General features: G+C 74.6%; 13 protein-coding genes. 10 read left to right on the top strand and 3 right to left on the bottom strand.

Annotation, left to right across the window (positions count from 1 at the left end):
* Positions 1-64: 64 nt before the first annotated feature.
* The 5 genes from STTU_RS14885 to STTU_RS14865 all read left to right on the top strand — a co-directional run bounded on the left by STTU_RS14885 (position 65) and on the right by STTU_RS14865 (position 4325).
* The gene (locus tag STTU_RS14885; RefSeq protein ID WP_043255247.1) at positions 65-733 is read left to right on the top strand and encodes a TetR/AcrR family transcriptional regulator; all 669 of its coding nucleotides are present in this window, start codon (positions 65-67) and stop codon (positions 731-733) included.
* A gap of 41 nt (positions 734-774) precedes the next feature.
* Entirely contained in the window at positions 775-1062 is a 288-nt protein-coding gene (locus STTU_RS35455) for a hypothetical protein (protein ID WP_007824236.1), read from the top strand.
* A gap of 412 nt (positions 1063-1474) precedes the next feature.
* Positions 1475-2527, top strand: a complete 1053-nt coding sequence (locus STTU_RS14875) for a methyltransferase (RefSeq protein ID WP_052862374.1) — start codon at positions 1475-1477, stop codon at positions 2525-2527.
* Positions 2524-3381: a DUF3159 domain-containing protein gene (locus STTU_RS14870; RefSeq protein ID WP_043255246.1), complete on the top strand. Its 858-nt coding sequence runs from the start codon at positions 2524-2526 to the stop codon at positions 3379-3381. The genes STTU_RS14875 and STTU_RS14870 overlap by 4 nt, the downstream gene beginning before the upstream one ends.
* Positions 3382-3521: 140 nt before the next feature.
* Positions 3522-4325, top strand: a complete 804-nt coding sequence (locus tag STTU_RS14865; RefSeq protein ID WP_007824232.1) for a maleylpyruvate isomerase family mycothiol-dependent enzyme — start codon at positions 3522-3524, stop codon at positions 4323-4325.
* Between the two features lie 105 nt (positions 4326-4430).
* Here the strand turns inward: STTU_RS14865 and STTU_RS35450 are convergent, their stop codons facing one another.
* Complete coding sequence (locus tag STTU_RS35450) at positions 4431-6512, bottom strand: AfsR/SARP family transcriptional regulator (RefSeq protein ID WP_234019390.1); 2082 nt, start codon at positions 6510-6512, stop codon at positions 4431-4433.
* A gap of 94 nt (positions 6513-6606) precedes the next feature.
* Here STTU_RS35450 and STTU_RS14855 point away from each other — a divergent pair, with 94 nt between their 5' ends.
* The 3 genes from STTU_RS14855 to purM all read left to right on the top strand — a co-directional run bounded on the left by STTU_RS14855 (position 6607) and on the right by purM (position 10537).
* Positions 6607-7482 carry an alpha/beta fold hydrolase gene (locus tag STTU_RS14855; protein ID WP_007824227.1) on the top strand — a complete coding sequence of 292 codons (876 nt, stop codon included), beginning with the start codon at positions 6607-6609 and terminating at the stop codon, positions 7480-7482.
* 257 nt (positions 7483-7739) lie between these two features.
* Complete coding sequence (gene purF / locus STTU_RS14850; RefSeq protein WP_007824225.1) at positions 7740-9269, top strand: amidophosphoribosyltransferase; 1530 nt, start codon at positions 7740-7742, stop codon at positions 9267-9269.
* Between the two features lie 188 nt (positions 9270-9457).
* Positions 9458-10537, top strand: a complete 1080-nt coding sequence (gene purM, locus STTU_RS14845) for a phosphoribosylformylglycinamidine cyclo-ligase (RefSeq protein WP_009067548.1) — start codon at positions 9458-9460, stop codon at positions 10535-10537.
* Between the two features lie 219 nt (positions 10538-10756).
* Here the strand turns inward: purM and STTU_RS14840 are convergent, their stop codons facing one another.
* Positions 10757-11014 (bottom strand): DUF3073 domain-containing protein, encoded by a 258-nt coding sequence (locus STTU_RS14840; protein ID WP_007824221.1) that lies wholly within the window; start codon positions 11012-11014, stop codon positions 10757-10759.
* Positions 11015-11335: 321 nt separating this feature from the next.
* Positions 11336-12475, bottom strand: a complete 1140-nt coding sequence (locus tag STTU_RS14835) for a Leu/Phe/Val dehydrogenase (protein ID WP_043255244.1) — start codon at positions 12473-12475, stop codon at positions 11336-11338.
* Positions 12476-12708: 233 nt separating this feature from the next.
* Here STTU_RS14835 and STTU_RS14830 point away from each other — a divergent pair, with 233 nt between their 5' ends.
* Positions 12709-13539, top strand: a complete 831-nt coding sequence (locus STTU_RS14830; RefSeq protein ID WP_007824217.1) for a hypothetical protein — start codon at positions 12709-12711, stop codon at positions 13537-13539.
* A gap of 736 nt (positions 13540-14275) precedes the next feature.
* Positions 14276-14482: a developmental transcriptional regulator BldC gene (gene bldC / locus STTU_RS14825; RefSeq protein ID WP_007824215.1), complete on the top strand. Its 207-nt coding sequence runs from the start codon at positions 14276-14278 to the stop codon at positions 14480-14482.
* Positions 14483-15235: the final 753 nt, after the last annotated feature.

Genomic DNA, 15235 nt, shown 5'->3' with positions numbered 1-15235 from the left:
GGTCCCTCGCGGCCGGGAAACGGCTGGTCCGCACCCCGCGAGGGCCGCTGGTACCGTGCGCGGCATGAGCAGCCTGCGGGAGCGGAAGAAGGCGGAGACGCGGCGGAAGCTGCGCGAGGTGGCGCTCGATCTCTTCGCCGAGCGCGGTTTCGACGCGGTCTCGGTCGCGGAGATCGCGGAGGCGGCCGGGTTCTCGAAGATGACCGTCTTCAACTACTTCGGCAGCAAGGAGGACCTGGTCCTCCAGCCGCTCCAAGAGCACGTCGAGGACACCGCGCGGGCTGTGCGGGAGCGGGCGCCCGGCGAGTCGGCGGTGGCCGCGCTGCGCCGTACGTACCTCTCGGCGCTCGCGGCGGGCGACGCCTCGCTCGGCGGCAGCGACCTGCCCCTCGTGCTGCGCCTCCAGGGGCTCATCGCGTCGACGCCCCCGCTCCTCGCCCGGGTCCTCGTCCTGCGCCGCCGCTCCGAGCGGGCGCTCGCGGCCGAGCTGACGGCGGCGACGGGCGACGACGCGGGCTCCTCGCTCGCCGCCGCGCAGATCCTCGCCGTGTGGCACACGCTCGTCGGCCGCAACTTCCGCGGCCTGCTCGCGGGCATCGAGGTGAGCCGCGTCATCGCGGACGGCCTCGCGCTCGCCGAGCGCGCCTTCGGTCAACTGGAGTCAGGGCTCGGGAACTTCGGGCGCGCGGCACCGGGGCGTACGGACGCGGGCGGCGACGTTCCGCTGAGGTGAGGCGCGGGACAGCGGCGGCCCCGGCGTTCTCCCGTCCGCGCATGGACCGGCACGACTGGCACCGCGTGTACGACGACCCGGACTCCGTCCTCGGGCGCCGCCTGCGGACGGTGCGCGCGCGGATCGCGGAGGCACTCGACGCGGCGCCGCCCGGCGGGATCAAGGCCGTGAGCGTGTGCGCGGGGCAGGGCCACGACCTGCTCGGCGTCCTCGCCGCGCACCCGCGCCGCGCCGACGTCCGCGCCCGCCTCGTCGAACTCGACCCGCGCAACGCGGCGGAGGCGCGCCGCCGCGGCCGGGCTCGGGCGGCGACCGCATCGCGGTCGTGACGGGGGACGCGGCGCTCGTACGGAACTACGCGCGCCCGGCGGCACGCTCGTCCGGACCCGCGACCGCAAGGCCCCCGACCGCGTCCCGCGCGTCTGCGACTGGCTCGAAGCGCGCGGCTTCACCCGCGACAGCCCCCCGAGGTCCGCCAGGCCGTCGCGGCCCACCGCCGCACCGGACCGGCGGCCCCGCTCCCGCCCCCGCACACGCCGCTGTTCGCGTTCGTCGGGTACGACGTGCCGGCGGAGCGGGAGGGGCGGGACGGCTGACGGAGGGGCGGGGCTGACGGAGCGGCGGGACGGCTGACGGAAAGGCGGGACGGCTGACGGAAAGGCGGAAAAGAAGTCGGAGCCGTACGGAGCGACTTGGGGGGCACCCGCCTTCAAAGAGTCCGTCCCCGTGAGGAGAGCACGCGTGACCCTCTACCAACGCCCACTGACTCCGGCGGGCTCGCCGGAAGCCGCCCCGGACGAGACCGGGCGCATGTTCCAGATGATCACCGGCTACTGGGCGACGCAGATCGCCCGCACGGCGGCCGAGCTGCGGCTCGCCGAACACCTCGGCCAGGGCCCGCGCACGGCGGCGGAACTTGCCCGCGCCGCGGCCCTCGACCCCGCGGCGACCAGGCGTTTCCTGCGCGGCTGCGACGCCCTCGGCCTCGTCACCACCGAGGACGGCGAGCGGTACGCCGCGACGCCCCTCCTCGACACCCTGCGGGCCGACCGGCCCGGCTCCCTGCGCGACCTGGCCCTGTGGGGCGGCATGACCTCGCACTGGCAGCCGTGGGGCCTGCTCCCGGATGCCGTGCGGACCGGGCGGGCGCAGTCCGAAGCCGTCTTCGGCGAGGACCTGTTCACGTACTTCGCCGCGCACGAGGAGGAGGGGACGCGCTTCGCCGCGGCCATGTCGGCGATGACCCGGGGCGTCGCCGACGACCTCGCGGACGTCATCACGCTCCGGGGGGACGAGACCGTCATGGACGTCGGCGGCGCGGCCGGTGCCTTCGTCCAGACCCTCATGGCACGTCACCCCGCGCTGCGCGGAGCCGTGCTGGAGCTGCCGCACCTGGCCAAGGCGGCGGAGGAGTCGACGGCGGCGGCCGGGCTCTCCGAGCGCTTCACGTTCGTCGCGGGTGACTTCCTCGACGTCGTGCCGCCCGCCGACGTCTACCTGCTCAAGTACGTGCTGCACGACTGGGACGACGAGACCGCCGTCCGGATACTGCGCAACTGCCGCGCGGGACTGCGGCCCGGCGGTCGTGTCCTCGTCACCGAACTCGTCATCGACCCGGAGGAGTCGCGCGGGCTGCCGCCGCTCATGGACCTCAACATGCTGACCCTCTCCAACGGCGGCCGTGAACGCGAACGCGCCGAGTTCGCCGAGCTGTTCGAGGCGGCGGGCCTGCGGCTCGTGGGTGTGACGCCCTCGGCCTCGCTCGTCTCGGTCGTCGAAGGGGTGGCGGCGTGAACGCGCGCCCCGGGAAGAACCCCCGGCCGACGATGATGGACCAGCTCGGCGGCCCCCGGGGCCTGCTGTACACCGGGCTGCCCATCATCGCCTTCGTCGTCGCCAACGCGGCCTTCGGGCTCACCGCCGCCATCGTGACGGCGATGGCGGTCGCGGTCGGCCTCGCGGTGCTGCGCCTCGTGCGCAAGGAGTCGGTCCAGCCGGCGATCGGCGGGATCATCGGGGTGGGCACGGCGTCCCTCGTGGCCTGGAAGACCGGCTCGGCGAAGGGCTACTTCCTGCTCGGCATCTGGTTCAGCCTCGCGGCGGCCGTCGTGCTGCTGCTCTCGGTGCTGATCCGCAGGCCCCTCGCCGGATACGTCTGGAGCGCCCTCAACGGGCAGGGCCAGGAGTGGCGCGAGGACCGGATCGTGCGGCGCGGGTACGACATCGCGACGCTCGCCCTCTTCGCCGTCTTCGCCGCCCGCTTCGTCGTGCAGCAGTGGCTCTACGACCACGACAGCACCGGCTGGCTCGCCTTCGCCCGCATCGCGATGGGCTATCCGCTGCTCGCCCTCGCGCTCCTCGTGGTCGTCTGGGCGGTCCGCCGGGCCACGAAGCGGTCCGCCGGGCTGCGCGAGGCGGAGGCGCGGCAGGGGACGCGTGAGGGGGAGGCGCGGCAGGAGACGCGCGAGGCGGAGGCCCGGCAGGGTGCGCGCGGCACCGGGGGGTACGGACGCCCCGCCGGAGCGCCTGACGGCGCCGTACGCGGCGGCATCGGTGCGGCGCGCGTCGGCCCGGCCGAGGGCCCCGGCACCCCGTGGGGCCGGTCCGCGCGCGGCCCCGCCGCCCCGGGGAGCGACCCCCGCATCTGAGCACGGCCCGAGGGCTCCGGCCGCCGCGAGGAGGGCGGCCGGAGCCCCGTCGTGCCGTGCCCGCGCACCCCCGGCCCGGCCGCCCGGCCGCTTCCGGCCGCACGGCGCGGCCGGTGCCGCGAACCGCCTACGCTCGTCCCATGCCACCCGCCAAGCGCCGCCCCCGCACCTATGACTTCCGGAAGACGAGCACCGCGCTCTTCGCCCAGTACGGGCTCGCCCGAGCGGCTGTGCGCGGGTTCGGCGAGAAGGAACTCGCGCTGCCCTCGGGGCTCGGCGAGTGGACCGTCGCGGAGCTGGTCACGCACCTCGGGCTCACCCTGGAGTCGGTGACCCGCGCGGTGGAGGCGGAGCCCCCGGCGGGTCCCCAAGTAGCGCTCACCGACTGGCCGTTCACGACCGCCTCACGAGCCGCGCTCAACGAGGAGCGGGTACGGGAGCGGGCGGCCGGGCTCGTGGGGCGCGCGGCGCTCGACGACTGGCTCGCCGAGACCGCGACGCGCGCCGACCGGGTGCTCGAAGGGGCGCTCCCCGGGCGGCTCGTCGCCGCCCCGGCCGGGCCCATGGCCCTCGGCGATCTCCTCGTCACGCGGTGCGTCGAACTCGTCGTGCACAGCGACGACTTGGCGCGAGCGACGGGGCACGAGGTGACCCTCGACCGGCAGGCGCTCGCCGCCTGCACGCGCCTGCTCGCCGACGCGCTCGCCGCCCGCGTCCCCGGCGCGTCGACGGAGGTGCGGGTGCCGCCGTACGCCGTCGTCCAGTGCGTCGAGGGCCCCCGCCACACGCGCGGCACCCCGCCCAACGTCGTCGAGACCGACCCCCTCACCTGGATTCGCCTGGCCACGGGCCGCACCGACTGGACGAGCGAGCGCGCCGCCGCCCGCGTCAGCGCGAGCGGCGAACGAGCCGACCTCTCCCCGTACCTGCCCCTCCTGGGCTGATCCGTCACCCGCCCCGCCGCGAACCGGCGTCCACCTCGGGGTGGACGCCGGTTCCGTCTTTCGGGCGACACGCGCTCTTCCCGGCTCCGGGCCGGGGCGCCCGCCTCACCCCCGAAGCCCCTGGAGCTCCCGCGTCCCCGGAGCCCCCAGTGCCACCACCCCGCTCCCGGCCCCCATGAGCCCGCCGGGCCCGGGGCCCGTCCCCAGGACCCGGGCGGCCTCCGCCACCAGACCCCGCAAAACCCCTGTCAGGTGGTCCGCCGGCGGCTGCGGCACCCGCGCCAGCGCCTCGCGCGCCGCCTCCCGCTCGCGCGGCTGCGGCACCCGCGCCAGCGCCTCGCGCGCCGCCTCCCGCTCGGCCGCGCCCCCGTACGCCCCCAGGAGAGGCCGCACCCACGGCTCGTACGGCCCGAAGTCGCCGTCCGGCGGGGGGTGTTCGCCCTGCCGTACCGCGACCGTGAGGCGCGCGAGGGCCGGGAGGCCCGTGGCGAAGCCCGGCATCCCGCAGCCGGGGAGCAGGGCCACCGCCTCCTCGTACGGCTCCCACCCGCCGCCCGCGAGCGAGGCGCGCAGCGCGCGGAACCACGTCGTGAAGACCCGTACGAGAGGCAGCCCGTGCCGCGCGGCCAGCGCGTCCGCCGCCGCCGCGCACCCCTCCGCCCCCGCGAAGTCCCCGAGCCCGCACCGCGCCTGCATCCGCACCAGGAGCCCCAGCACCTCGTGCGGGACGAGCCCTGCCGCCCCCGCGACGGCGATCAGCTCGGCCCCCAGCGCGTCCCGCCCCACGTCCCCGTTCCGGCCGCCGTCCGCGCCCGAAGCCCCCGCACCCGTCCCGCCGGAGCCCGCGCCCCCGGAGCCCGCGCCCGAAGCCCCCGTACCCGTCCCGCCGAACCCCGCGCCCCCGCCGCCCGCGAGCCCCGTACCCCCCGTCGCCCCCGCGAAGCTCTGTACGAACACCCCGTTCAGCGCGAACACGAGCAGGCCCGGGTCCCCGAGTCGCCGTGCCAGCGCCTCCGCCTCGCGGGACGCGCGCAGCGAGCGCGCTCCCGCCGCCGCGCCCCGCGACTCCACCGCCACCGTCGCGAGCAGCCGCGCCCGCTCCGCCTCGCGCTCCTCCGGCAGCTCCCGGAGCGCGTCCTGCGCCGCCGCCACGAGGCGCGCCGCCCGCACCGGGTCGTCCGAGCGCGTCCACAGCGCCGGTACGTCGTAGACGCCGATGACCCGTGCCGTCAGTTCCGCGTCCCCGTACCGCCGCGCCTCCGCGACCGCCGCGAGCCGGTGCTCGCGCGCCGCGCTCAGCCCCTCGCCGCCCGTCACGGCGACATCCCGCATGAGCCCCGCCGCCGTCCGCAGGCGGCTGCGGTCCGCCGCCGGGAGCGCCCGCGCGTACGCCTCCGCCGCCCGCGCCCACACCTGTCCGCCGCCCTCCGGGGCCGGGTCCAGGTGCGGCGCCTGGCGCAGGATGTCCTCCTCCAGGCGGGACAACCGCGCCCCCGGCTCCAGCCCCAGAGCGACGGCGAGCGTCCGCCGCGCCCGTCGTACGGCGGACAGCGCCTCCGCCTGACGGCCCGAGCGGTACAGCGCGAGAGCGAGCAGCCGCCAGCCCTCCTCGCGCGCCGGGTGCGCCGCGACGAACTCCTCCAGGTCCGGCACGGCCCGCGCCGCGCCGCCCCGCGCGAGCAGCGCGGCGGCGGCGCGCTCCACGACGTGCAGCCGCAGGCCCTCCAGCCGCGCCGCCTCCGCGCGCGCCCATGGCGCCGTCGCCACGTCCGCGTAGGCGGGACCGCGCCACAGCGCGAGCGCCCCCTCCAGCGTCTCCACGAGCGCGGGCGCGCCCTCCTCCGCCCGCGCCGCCCGCTCGAAACGCCACGCGTCCACGTCCTCCACGGCGGCCCGCAGCGCGTACCCCGGCCCCTCCGTGACCAGCACCTTCGCCGCCGTCCTCGGCCTGCGCCCCGGTTCGAGCACGCGCCGCAGCGCCGCCACGAAGGTCCGTACGGCCCCCTCCGGGTCGCCGGGCAGCGCCTGGCCGTCCCACAGGTCCGCGACGAGACGCGGCAGCGGGACGACCTGGCGGCGCGCGACCAGGAGCCGCGCGAGCACCGCCCGCTGACGCGGCCCCCCGAGCCGCAGCTCCGTCCCCTCCGCGTCGTACGCCGCGAGAGGGCCCAGCACCGCGAGGTCCACCACCGGGACCACCTCCCACCCGTACTCATCCAGTACTCATCGCCGACCCCGAGGCTGACACCACCGACCGACACCGCGCCTCCCGGAGGTCCCCGTGCACCCCGCCGTCCCCGGCTTCGCCCACCACACCGTCCCCGTCGCCGAAGGCGTCCGCCTGCACGCCGCCGTCGGCGGCTCAGGCAGCCCCGTCGTGCTCCTGCACGGCTTCCCGCAGACGCACCTCATGTGGCGCCACGTCGCCGCGGACCTCGCCGCCGACCACACCGTGATCGTCCCCGACCTGCGCGGCTACGGCGCGAGCGACAAGCCCGCCGAGTCCGGCCCCGGGACGTACGCCAAGCGGACCATGGCGCGGGACGTCGTCCACCTCGCGCACGCCCTCGGCCACGAGCGCTTCGCCCTCGCGGGCCACGACAGGGGCGCCCTCGTCGCCTACCGGGCCGGACTCGACCACCCGGGCGCCGTGAGCCACCTGCTGTGCCTCGACGTCCTGCCGATCCTCGACTCCTGGGAGGCGATGCGCGGCACGAGCGCGGCGGTCGGCTTCCACCTCTACCTGATGGCGCAGCCCCCTGGCCTGCCCGAGGCCATGATCGGCGCGAGCGCCGACGCCTTCTTCGGGTACTTCCTCGACGCGTGGGCGAAGAGCCCGTTCCCCGCCGACGTCCGTGCCGCCTACCTCGCCGCGAGCCGCGCCGCGGTGCCCTCGATCGTCGCCGACTTCCGTGCCTCGGCCGGTGCCGACGCCGAGCACGACCGCGCCGACCGCGCGGCGGGCCGACGCCTCGCGATGCCCGTCACCGTCCTCCAGCAGGACTGGGGCGCGGCGCTGGGCTACGACGCGGAGGCGGTGTGGCGGGCCTGGGCCCCCGACCTCGTCCACCGCACGACGGACGCGGGCCACTTCATGGCGGAGGAGGCACCGGAGGAGGTGGCGAAGGCGCTGCGGGAGCTGCTCGCGCGCGGCTGAGGGCGCGGGGGGCGACGTGAGACACCGCACACCCGCGCACACCCGCCCGCCCCCCGCACCCCACCGGGTGCCCCCACCCCCGTAGCCCCGCGCGTAGACCCCCTCCCACCTGCGGGATCACCGGCCCGCAGGCCCCCGCCCGCGGCCCGCCACCGCCCCCGCGAAGAGCCGTCGTCGCAGGTCGAACCGCCCGCGCCGAGTGGAGTGACCCCGTCCCCAATTCGGACCAGTGCACGACCTCCCCTACACTCGAAGGCGTGCCAGTACGTGGTGACGGACTCCTTAATCACGATCTCCTCCCGGGCGAGAAGGGCCCCCAGGACGCTTGCGGCGTCTTCGGTGTCTGGGCTCCGGGCGAAGAGGTCGCCAAGCTCACCTACTTCGGGCTGTACGCCCTCCAACACCGGGGCCAGGAATCCGCGGGTATCGCGGTCAGCAACGGCTCCCAGATCCTCGTCTTCAAGGACATGGGCCTCGTCTCCCAGGTCTTCGACGAGACCTCCCTCAGCTCGCTCCAGGGCCACATCGCCGTGGGGCACGCGCGCTACTCGACCACCGGTGCCTCCGTGTGGGAGAACGCGCAGCCCACCTTCCGCGCGACCGCGCACGGCTCGATCGCCCTGGGCCACAACGGCAACCTCGTGAACACCGCACAGCTCGCCGAGCTGGTCGCTGCGCTCCCCAAGGAGAACGGCCGCGCGACGCAGGTCGCCGCGACCAACGACACCGACCTCGTCACCGCGCTCCTCGCCGGCCAGACGGCCGACGACGGCACCCCGCTCACCGTGGAACAGGCCGCCCCGCGCGTCCTCCCGCACGTCAAGGGCGCCTTCTCGCTCGTCTTCATGGACGAGAACACGCTCTACGCGGCCCGCGACCCGCAGGGCATCCGCCCGCTCGTCCTCGGCCGCCTGGAGCGCGGCTGGGTCGTCGCGAGCGAGTCCGCCGCGCTCGACATCTGCGGCGCGAGCTTCGTCCGCGAGATCGAGCCGGGCGAGCTGGTCGCGATCGACCAGAACGGCCTGCGCACGAGCCGCTTCGCCGAGGCCGCGCCCAAGGGCTGCGTCTTCGAGTACGTGTACCTGGCGCGCCCCGACACCGACATCGCCGGGCGCAACGTCTACCTCAGCCGCGTCGAGATGGGCCGCCGCCTCGCGCGGGAGGCGCCCGTCGAGGCCGACCTGGTGATAGCGACGCCGGAGTCCGGGACGCCCGCCGCGATCGGCTACGCCGAGGAGAGCGGCATCCCCTTCGGCAACGGCCTGGTGAAGAACGCCTACGTGGGCCGCACCTTCATCCAGCCCTCGCAGACCATCCGCCAGCTCGGCATCCGCCTCAAGCTCAACCCGCTCAAGGAAGTCATCCGGGGCAAGCGCCTCGTCGTCGTCGACGACTCGATCGTGCGCGGCAACACGCAGCGCGCGCTCGTCCGGATGCTCCGCGAGGCGGGCGCCGCCGAGGTGCACGTGCGGATCTCCTCGCCGCCCGTGAAGTGGCCGTGCTTCTTCGGCATCGACTTCGCGACCCGCGCCGAGCTGATCGCCAACGGGATGACCCCCGACGAGATCGGCGCCTCGCTCGGCGCCGACTCGCTCTCGTACATCTCGACGGACGCGATGATCGAGGCGACGACGATCCCGAAGGACCGGCTCTGCCGCGCCTGCTTCGACGGCGAGTACCCGATGGAGCTGCCGGACCCCGAGCTGCTCGGCAAGCAGCTCCTGGAGACCGAACTGGCCGCCGGGGTCGCCGAGCCCGCCGCGACCGAGGCCCTGCGCCGGCCCTGAGCCGGGCGAGGTGCCGGGGTACGGGCCACGCGGCGCGGCCCCCGGCACCGAAGGCGCGGGCCCACCCGTCCCCGTACGCCCGCACCCGCCCGTACCCCGGCGGCCCGACGCCGCGCGTACACGTGACCCGTGACCCCAGCCCGCGCGGAGAACCGCCGCCGCCCCGCAGACGAAAGACCTGAATGCGCATGTCTCCCACCCCCGCCCAGCCCACCGGCGCCTCGTACAAGTCGGCGGGCGTCGACATCGAGGCCGGTGACCTCGCCGTCGAGCTGATGAAGAAGTGGGTCGCCAAGGCCACCCGCCCCGAGGTCGTCGGCGGCCTCGGCGGCTTCGCCGGGCTCTTCGACGCCTCCGCGCTCAAGCGCTACGAGCGCCCGCTGCTCGCCTCGGCGACCGACGGCGTCGGCACCAAGGTCGACCTCGCGCGCCAGCTCGGCGTCTACGACACCATCGGCCACGACCTCGTCGCGATGGTCATGGACGACATCGTCGTGTGCGGGGCCGAGCCGCTCTTCATGACCGACTACATCTGCGTCGGCAAGGTCCACCCCGAGCGGATCGCCGCCATCGTCAAGGGCATCGCCGAGGGCTGCGTCCTCGCGGGCTGCGCCCTCGTCGGCGGCGAGACCGCCGAGCACCCGGGGCTGCTCGGCGCGGACGACTTCGACGTCGCCGGTGCCGGTACGGGAGCCGTCGAGGCCGACCGCGTCCTCGGCGCGGACCGGGTCCGCGAGGGCGACGTCCTGATCGCGATGGCCTCCTCGGGCCTGCACTCCAACGGCTACTCGCTCGTCCGGCACGTCCTCCTCGACCGGGGCGGGCTCTCGCTCGACCGCCGCTTCGAGGACTTCGGCCGCACGCTCGGCGAGGAACTTCTGGAGCCGACGAAGATCTACTCGCTCGACTGCCTCGCGCTGCTCCGTACGAGTGAGGTCCACGCCTTCTCGCACATCACGGGCGGCGGGCTCGCGGCGAACCTGGCCCGCGTCATCCCGGACCACCTGCACGCGCGACTCGACCGCACCACCTGGGCGCCCGCACCCGTCTTCGACCTCGTGGGCCGCACGGGTGACGTGGCCCGCGAGGAGCTGGAGAAGACCCTCAACATGGGCGTCGGCATGATCGCCGCCGTGCCCGCCGAAGCGGTCGAGCCCGCGCTCGCGACCCTCGCCGACCGGGGCGTGGACGCCTGGGTCGCCGGTGAGGTCCTGGCCCGGGGCGCGCACACCGAGGGCGCGGCCCTCGTCGGGGAGTACGCGAAGTGACACACGGGCGCGGCGGTCGCACGACGGCGCATCCGGTGATCCGGGTGCCGTCGCGCGCCGCCGCGCCCGCGGTGGTGCTCTCGGTGTGGGTTCTCCACCACGACGTGCGGGACGCACGTGCCGTTACCGCCGGCTACGAAGCGTCGCCGCTACCGCTCGGGGACAGCAGTAAACCCGGTCCGGGTCGTAGCCCGGACCGGGTACCGCGAGACCGCGAGGTCAAGCGTCGTGGTGGCGGGAGGAGGACGGAGACTGCCCGTCCGCCTCGTCCTCGTCGTCGTCGGCGTCGTAACGATCCGCGTACTGCGCGTACGGGTCGTCTTCCTCGTCGTCCTCGAACGGCTTGCCGTTCGGAGGCTGACTCGACGTCGAAGCGCCCAGCTCGTTGGCCAGACGCGAGAGGTCAGTCCCGCCGCTGTTGTACTTCAGCTGGCGGGCGACCTTCGTCTGCTTGGCCTTGGCCCGGCCGCGCCCCATGGCTCGACCCCCTCGGTGACGGGGCTCGACGGCCCCAGAGTCTTGACACGCGTTCATGTATCAGGGACGGCACTCCACGATGAGAGGCCGTGCCCGTAGTGGTTCCACGGTACCTGCTCCGACGGGCATCCGGTACGCCGCCCGTGACGGGTGCGGTGTCGCGGGGGCGTTACGGAAGGCTGTCGTCGCTGGTCAACGACGATTTTAGCCTTATCTGGACGGGCGACCCGCCGGACGGGGTGAGTTCTGTCTCCCGACGGGTGGCGGAGCGGCCTGCCGTGTCCGGGGCGTTCCCCAGGGGCCGCCCCGGACCCCCGCTCCTCAAAGGCCGGAGGGGCTGGAGACGGCGGGGCCCGGCACGTTGACCGTCGCCTTCGTCATCCGCTCCTCCGCCAGCCGGTCCGCCGCCACCGCCGGGGGCACGCCCCCCGCCTTCGCTGCCGCGAACACTTCGCACACCGTTTCGAAGATGCGCGCCGTCTTGGCCTTGCACTGCTCGAAGTCGAAGCCGCCGCCCTGCTCCGCCGCCACCTGGATGACGCCCCCCGCGTTCACCACGTAGTCGGGCGCGTACAGGATGCCCCGGTCCGCGAGGTCCTTCTCGACGCCGGGGTGGGCGAGCTGGTTGTTCGCCGCTCCGCAGACGAGGCGCGCGGTCAGGGCGGGGACGCTCTCGTCGTCGAGCGCGCCGCCGAGCGCGCACGGCGCGTAGACGTCGAGACCCTCCGTACGGATCAGCGTCCCCGTGTCGGCGACGACCCGGACCCGCCCCGCGTGCCGCGCGGCCACGTCCCGTACCGCCGCCTCGCGCACGTCGGTCACGACGACCTCCGCGCCGTCCTCGACGAGGTGGTCCACGAGGTAGCGGCCGACCTTGCCGATGCCCGCGACCCCGACCGTGCGGCCCGCGAGCGTCGGCGCGCCCCACAGCTCGGCCGCCCCGGCGCGCATCCCCTCGAAGACGCCGTAGGCCGTGAGCACCGAGGAGTCGCCCGCGCCGCCGTTCTCGGGGGAGCGGCCCGTCGTCCACGGGTTGGTCCGCGCGACGACGTCCATGTCCGCGACGTACGTGCCGACGTCGCACGCCGTGACGTAGCGCCCGGCGAGCGAGGCGACCGCGCGGCCGTAGGCGAGGAGGAGGTTCTCCGTCTTGTCGCGCGCGGGGTCGCCGATGATGACGGCCTTGCCGCCGCCCTGCCGCAGGCCCGCCATCGCGTTCTTGTACGACATGCCGCGCGAGAGCCGCAGCGCGTCGGCGAGCGCGTCGGCCTCGTTCGCGTAGGCGTGGAAACGGGTGCCGCCGAGAGCGGGCCCGAGCGCGGTGGAGTGGACGGCGATGATCGCCTTGAGGCCGCTCGCGCGGTCCTGCCAGAGCACGACCTGCTCGTGCCCGCCGGCGTCGCCCGCGGTGGTCTCGGGGTGGAAGAGGCCGTGCAGAACGCCGTTGTCCGTGTCGGTCACTGTGGTGACTCCTCGATCGTGAAGTCGCTTGCGCCGCCGCGCGTGTGCGGTGGCGAACGTCCCGTCCCGCGAGGGTGGTGGGGACGGTCCGGCATGAGCGTAGGACGTGCGGGGCCGCCCCGGGCGGGACGTGGCGGGGATCACCCGGGAGGGTGAGGGGCGTGCGTGGCACGATGGGCGGGACGGTGTGGTCGCGCGGGTTTTCCCCGCCTGGGACCGGGGAGGGAGGAAGCGTGCCCAAGGTGTCCTCGCTGAGCGTCCCGTACGCCGCCTACCTCCGTGTCTACGAGCCGCTCGCCGCCTTCCCCGACGCCGAGCGCGCATACTGGGAGCGGTACGCGCAGAAGGCCGAACTCCCCTCCTGTCAGGACGAGTTGCGCCGCTCGCTCGCCGATCTGCTGCCCACTCCGCCGATCCCCGTCCCCGTGCACGAGAGCGGGGACGCCTTCGTCGCCGAGGTGGACGGGGTCGTGTGCGTGTGCCCCTGGCGGACCCGGCTGCGCGGCTGGCAGGCGCTGGGCGGCCTGGCGGACGAACTGCCGGCCCCGGTCCTCGACGCCGCGCTGCCCGAGGTCGTGCGCAAGCAGGCGATGGCTGATTTCGATCGGTGGCTCACCCGGCATCCGGACGCGCGGCCGTGGATCCGCACGGGCCGCTGGCAGGTCCCGCTGAGCTGGTTCGCGCTCGTCGCGGACGGCGAGCGCGAGTGGCGGCCCGAGCCGCCCCGGCTCCGCTACCGCACCCCCATGGTCGAGGCCCGCCGTCGCGTCGCGCGCGGGCTCAAGGCGCTGCGGGACACGGTGGAGGAGGGCGCGCTCGTGGACGGGCTCATCGACGTGGGCAGCTGGCTGGAGGACTTCCACCCGCGCTCGCTCGTCGAACTCGACTACGGCGGTCTCGTCCACGCGCTCACGGCGGAGGGCCTGGACGAGGACCACTCGGCGGCCGACATGGCGGCGGCGCTCGCGGGGCTGCGGGACGACGAGCCGGAGGCGGCGGGCGAGGCGTACGGGCGGCTCGTGGAGCGGTGGCGCGCGGTGCGCGAGCGGCAGTTCGCCAACTGAGGACGCGGCTGTCCGGCGCCTGAGGACGCGGTGGTTCGCCCACTCAGGATGTGGGGGTTCGCCCCCTGAGGACGCAATGGTTCGCCTGCTCGGGACGGGCAGTCCGCCCACCGGGGCCGCCGCAGTTCGCGAACCGAGGGGGGCGCCCGGCCGGGCGCTTTCGGCGGGGGCCCGTCGCCGTCCTCGCGCGCTCGCGCCCCCGCTGCGTACCCTTCACTCCGGCGCACGCCGTGAACCCTTCCGAGTCCGTCTCCGTGGAAGGTGGTTGACGGCCCCGTCCGGCCCGGCGCCAGACCGGGGCAAGCGGGGTGATCCGTGACGGATCGCACGTAGAGGGCCCCTTGCGGCCTTCCCCCCTCCTCGTGCCAAAATAGGACAAGGAGCCCTGTGCGGGCTCCTTCCGTTCACTTGTGGGCGGTTTGTCGTGCCTCGTCCGGGAAAGTACTTTCGTGGGGGGTGTAGTGGTCAGCGATCTTGCTGTGACTGATCGTTACGGCGGAGTAACTGTCCGCTATGGCACGGTCCATCGGCTTCCGTCGCTGATGGCCGTCTGAGAGGGCAATTCCATCGGTTTGGCCGACGCGGCTGGACGGATGGTGTAGTTGTAGTGCCGAGGACAAGCCGTTCGTCCTATAACCGACTCGACCTTCGTCCGCCCATTTCGGGCAACGCGGGTCAAGGTGCAGAATTTAGAGGAATGAACCGAGAAGGTTCGGTTCTCCCGAGGAGGCCGCTCATGACCGCTCGCACCCCTGATGCCGAGGCCCTGCTGACCCCGGCTGAGGTCGCCACGATGTTCCGCGTCGACCCCAAGACGGTCACGCGCTGGGCGAAGGCCGGCAAGCTCACGTCGATCCGCACGCTCGGCGGGCACCGCCGTTACCGCGAGGCCGAGGTTCGCGCCCTGCTGGCGGGTATCCCCCAGCAGCGCAGCGAGTCCTGATCGCGCGGCGAAACGGGCTCTACCGGGCGTTTCGGGTCCCCAAACCCGTTCCGCCCCGCTTCACAGCTTCATATCCGACGTCGGCCGCCTGCCCCAACAGGCGTCCTTGCCGCAAGTCTTGGGTACGTCATTGGCCGCGCTGGACTCCGCCGGGTCCAGCGCGGTTTTTTGTTGCCCGCGCGCGCCCGCCCTCCGGCGCGGCCCGCGCGGTTCCCGGGGAGGCCCCTCATCCGGTGCGGGTGTGCGGAAGTGTGCGGACCGGGCTGCGAGGCCGGTGGTCCGCGGGGGGTGGCGTGGCAAAGTGTGCGGTCATGCCGGGGGAGTATTCAGCTCCGTGCATGACGGTGCAATTGCACATATTAAATTGACCCCATGTAGGCGCGGGTTAAGTCCGACCTGTCCGCCAAGAAATTCCGTGACACCCGTCACACTGCGGACTCCTTGTGGCGACCACGCACTGTGCGTTAGTGGGGCGGGGGCCTCCTTTCGCCCGGTGGCCGCGTGTTCGACGGCGTGGGAGAACACCTATCAGCTCGCACCCGCTGTAGGGGCTTCTCGCGCCGCGATATCACTCGTTGGGGGGACTTTCGTGCCCGTGCGGCTCCCGGGCGCTCCCAGGGGCACTCAGGGGCCGCCAGAGCCCGCTTACGGATTACTCGCGCGTAAGGCGACGGGTCAAGGCAAGAGTTGGTCAGCCGAGGGCAAGGGATGGTCAACTACCCGCGTCCGGCTGGGCGCATACCGCTCCCGAGG

Origin of the sequence: Streptomyces sp. Tu6071 (assembly GCF_000213055.1) — a bacterium.
In the GTDB taxonomy this organism is placed as follows: domain Bacteria; phylum Actinomycetota; class Actinomycetes; order Streptomycetales; family Streptomycetaceae; genus Streptomyces; species Streptomyces evansiae.
The sequence above is the reverse complement of the archived record's forward strand: the minus strand, read 5'-3'. Positions and strand labels throughout refer to the sequence as shown.

Excerpts from the sequence above, each read along its gene's own strand:
- STTU_RS14885 (WP_043255247.1), top strand. The coding sequence starts at position 65 with ATGAGCAGCCTGCGGGAGCGGAAGAAGGCGGAGACGCGGCGGAAGCTG.
- STTU_RS35455 (WP_007824236.1), top strand. The coding sequence starts at position 775 with ATGGACCGGCACGACTGGCACCGCGTGTACGACGACCCGGACTCCGTC.
- STTU_RS14865 (WP_007824232.1), top strand. The coding sequence starts at position 3,522 with ATGCCACCCGCCAAGCGCCGCCCCCGCACCTATGACTTCCGGAAGACG.
- purM (WP_009067548.1), top strand. The coding sequence starts at position 9,458 with ATGTCTCCCACCCCCGCCCAGCCCACCGGCGCCTCGTACAAGTCGGCG.
- STTU_RS14840 (WP_007824221.1), bottom strand. The coding sequence starts at position 11,014 with ATGGGGCGCGGCCGGGCCAAGGCCAAGCAGACGAAGGTCGCCCGCCAG.
- bldC (WP_007824215.1), top strand. The coding sequence starts at position 14,276 with ATGACCGCTCGCACCCCTGATGCCGAGGCCCTGCTGACCCCGGCTGAG.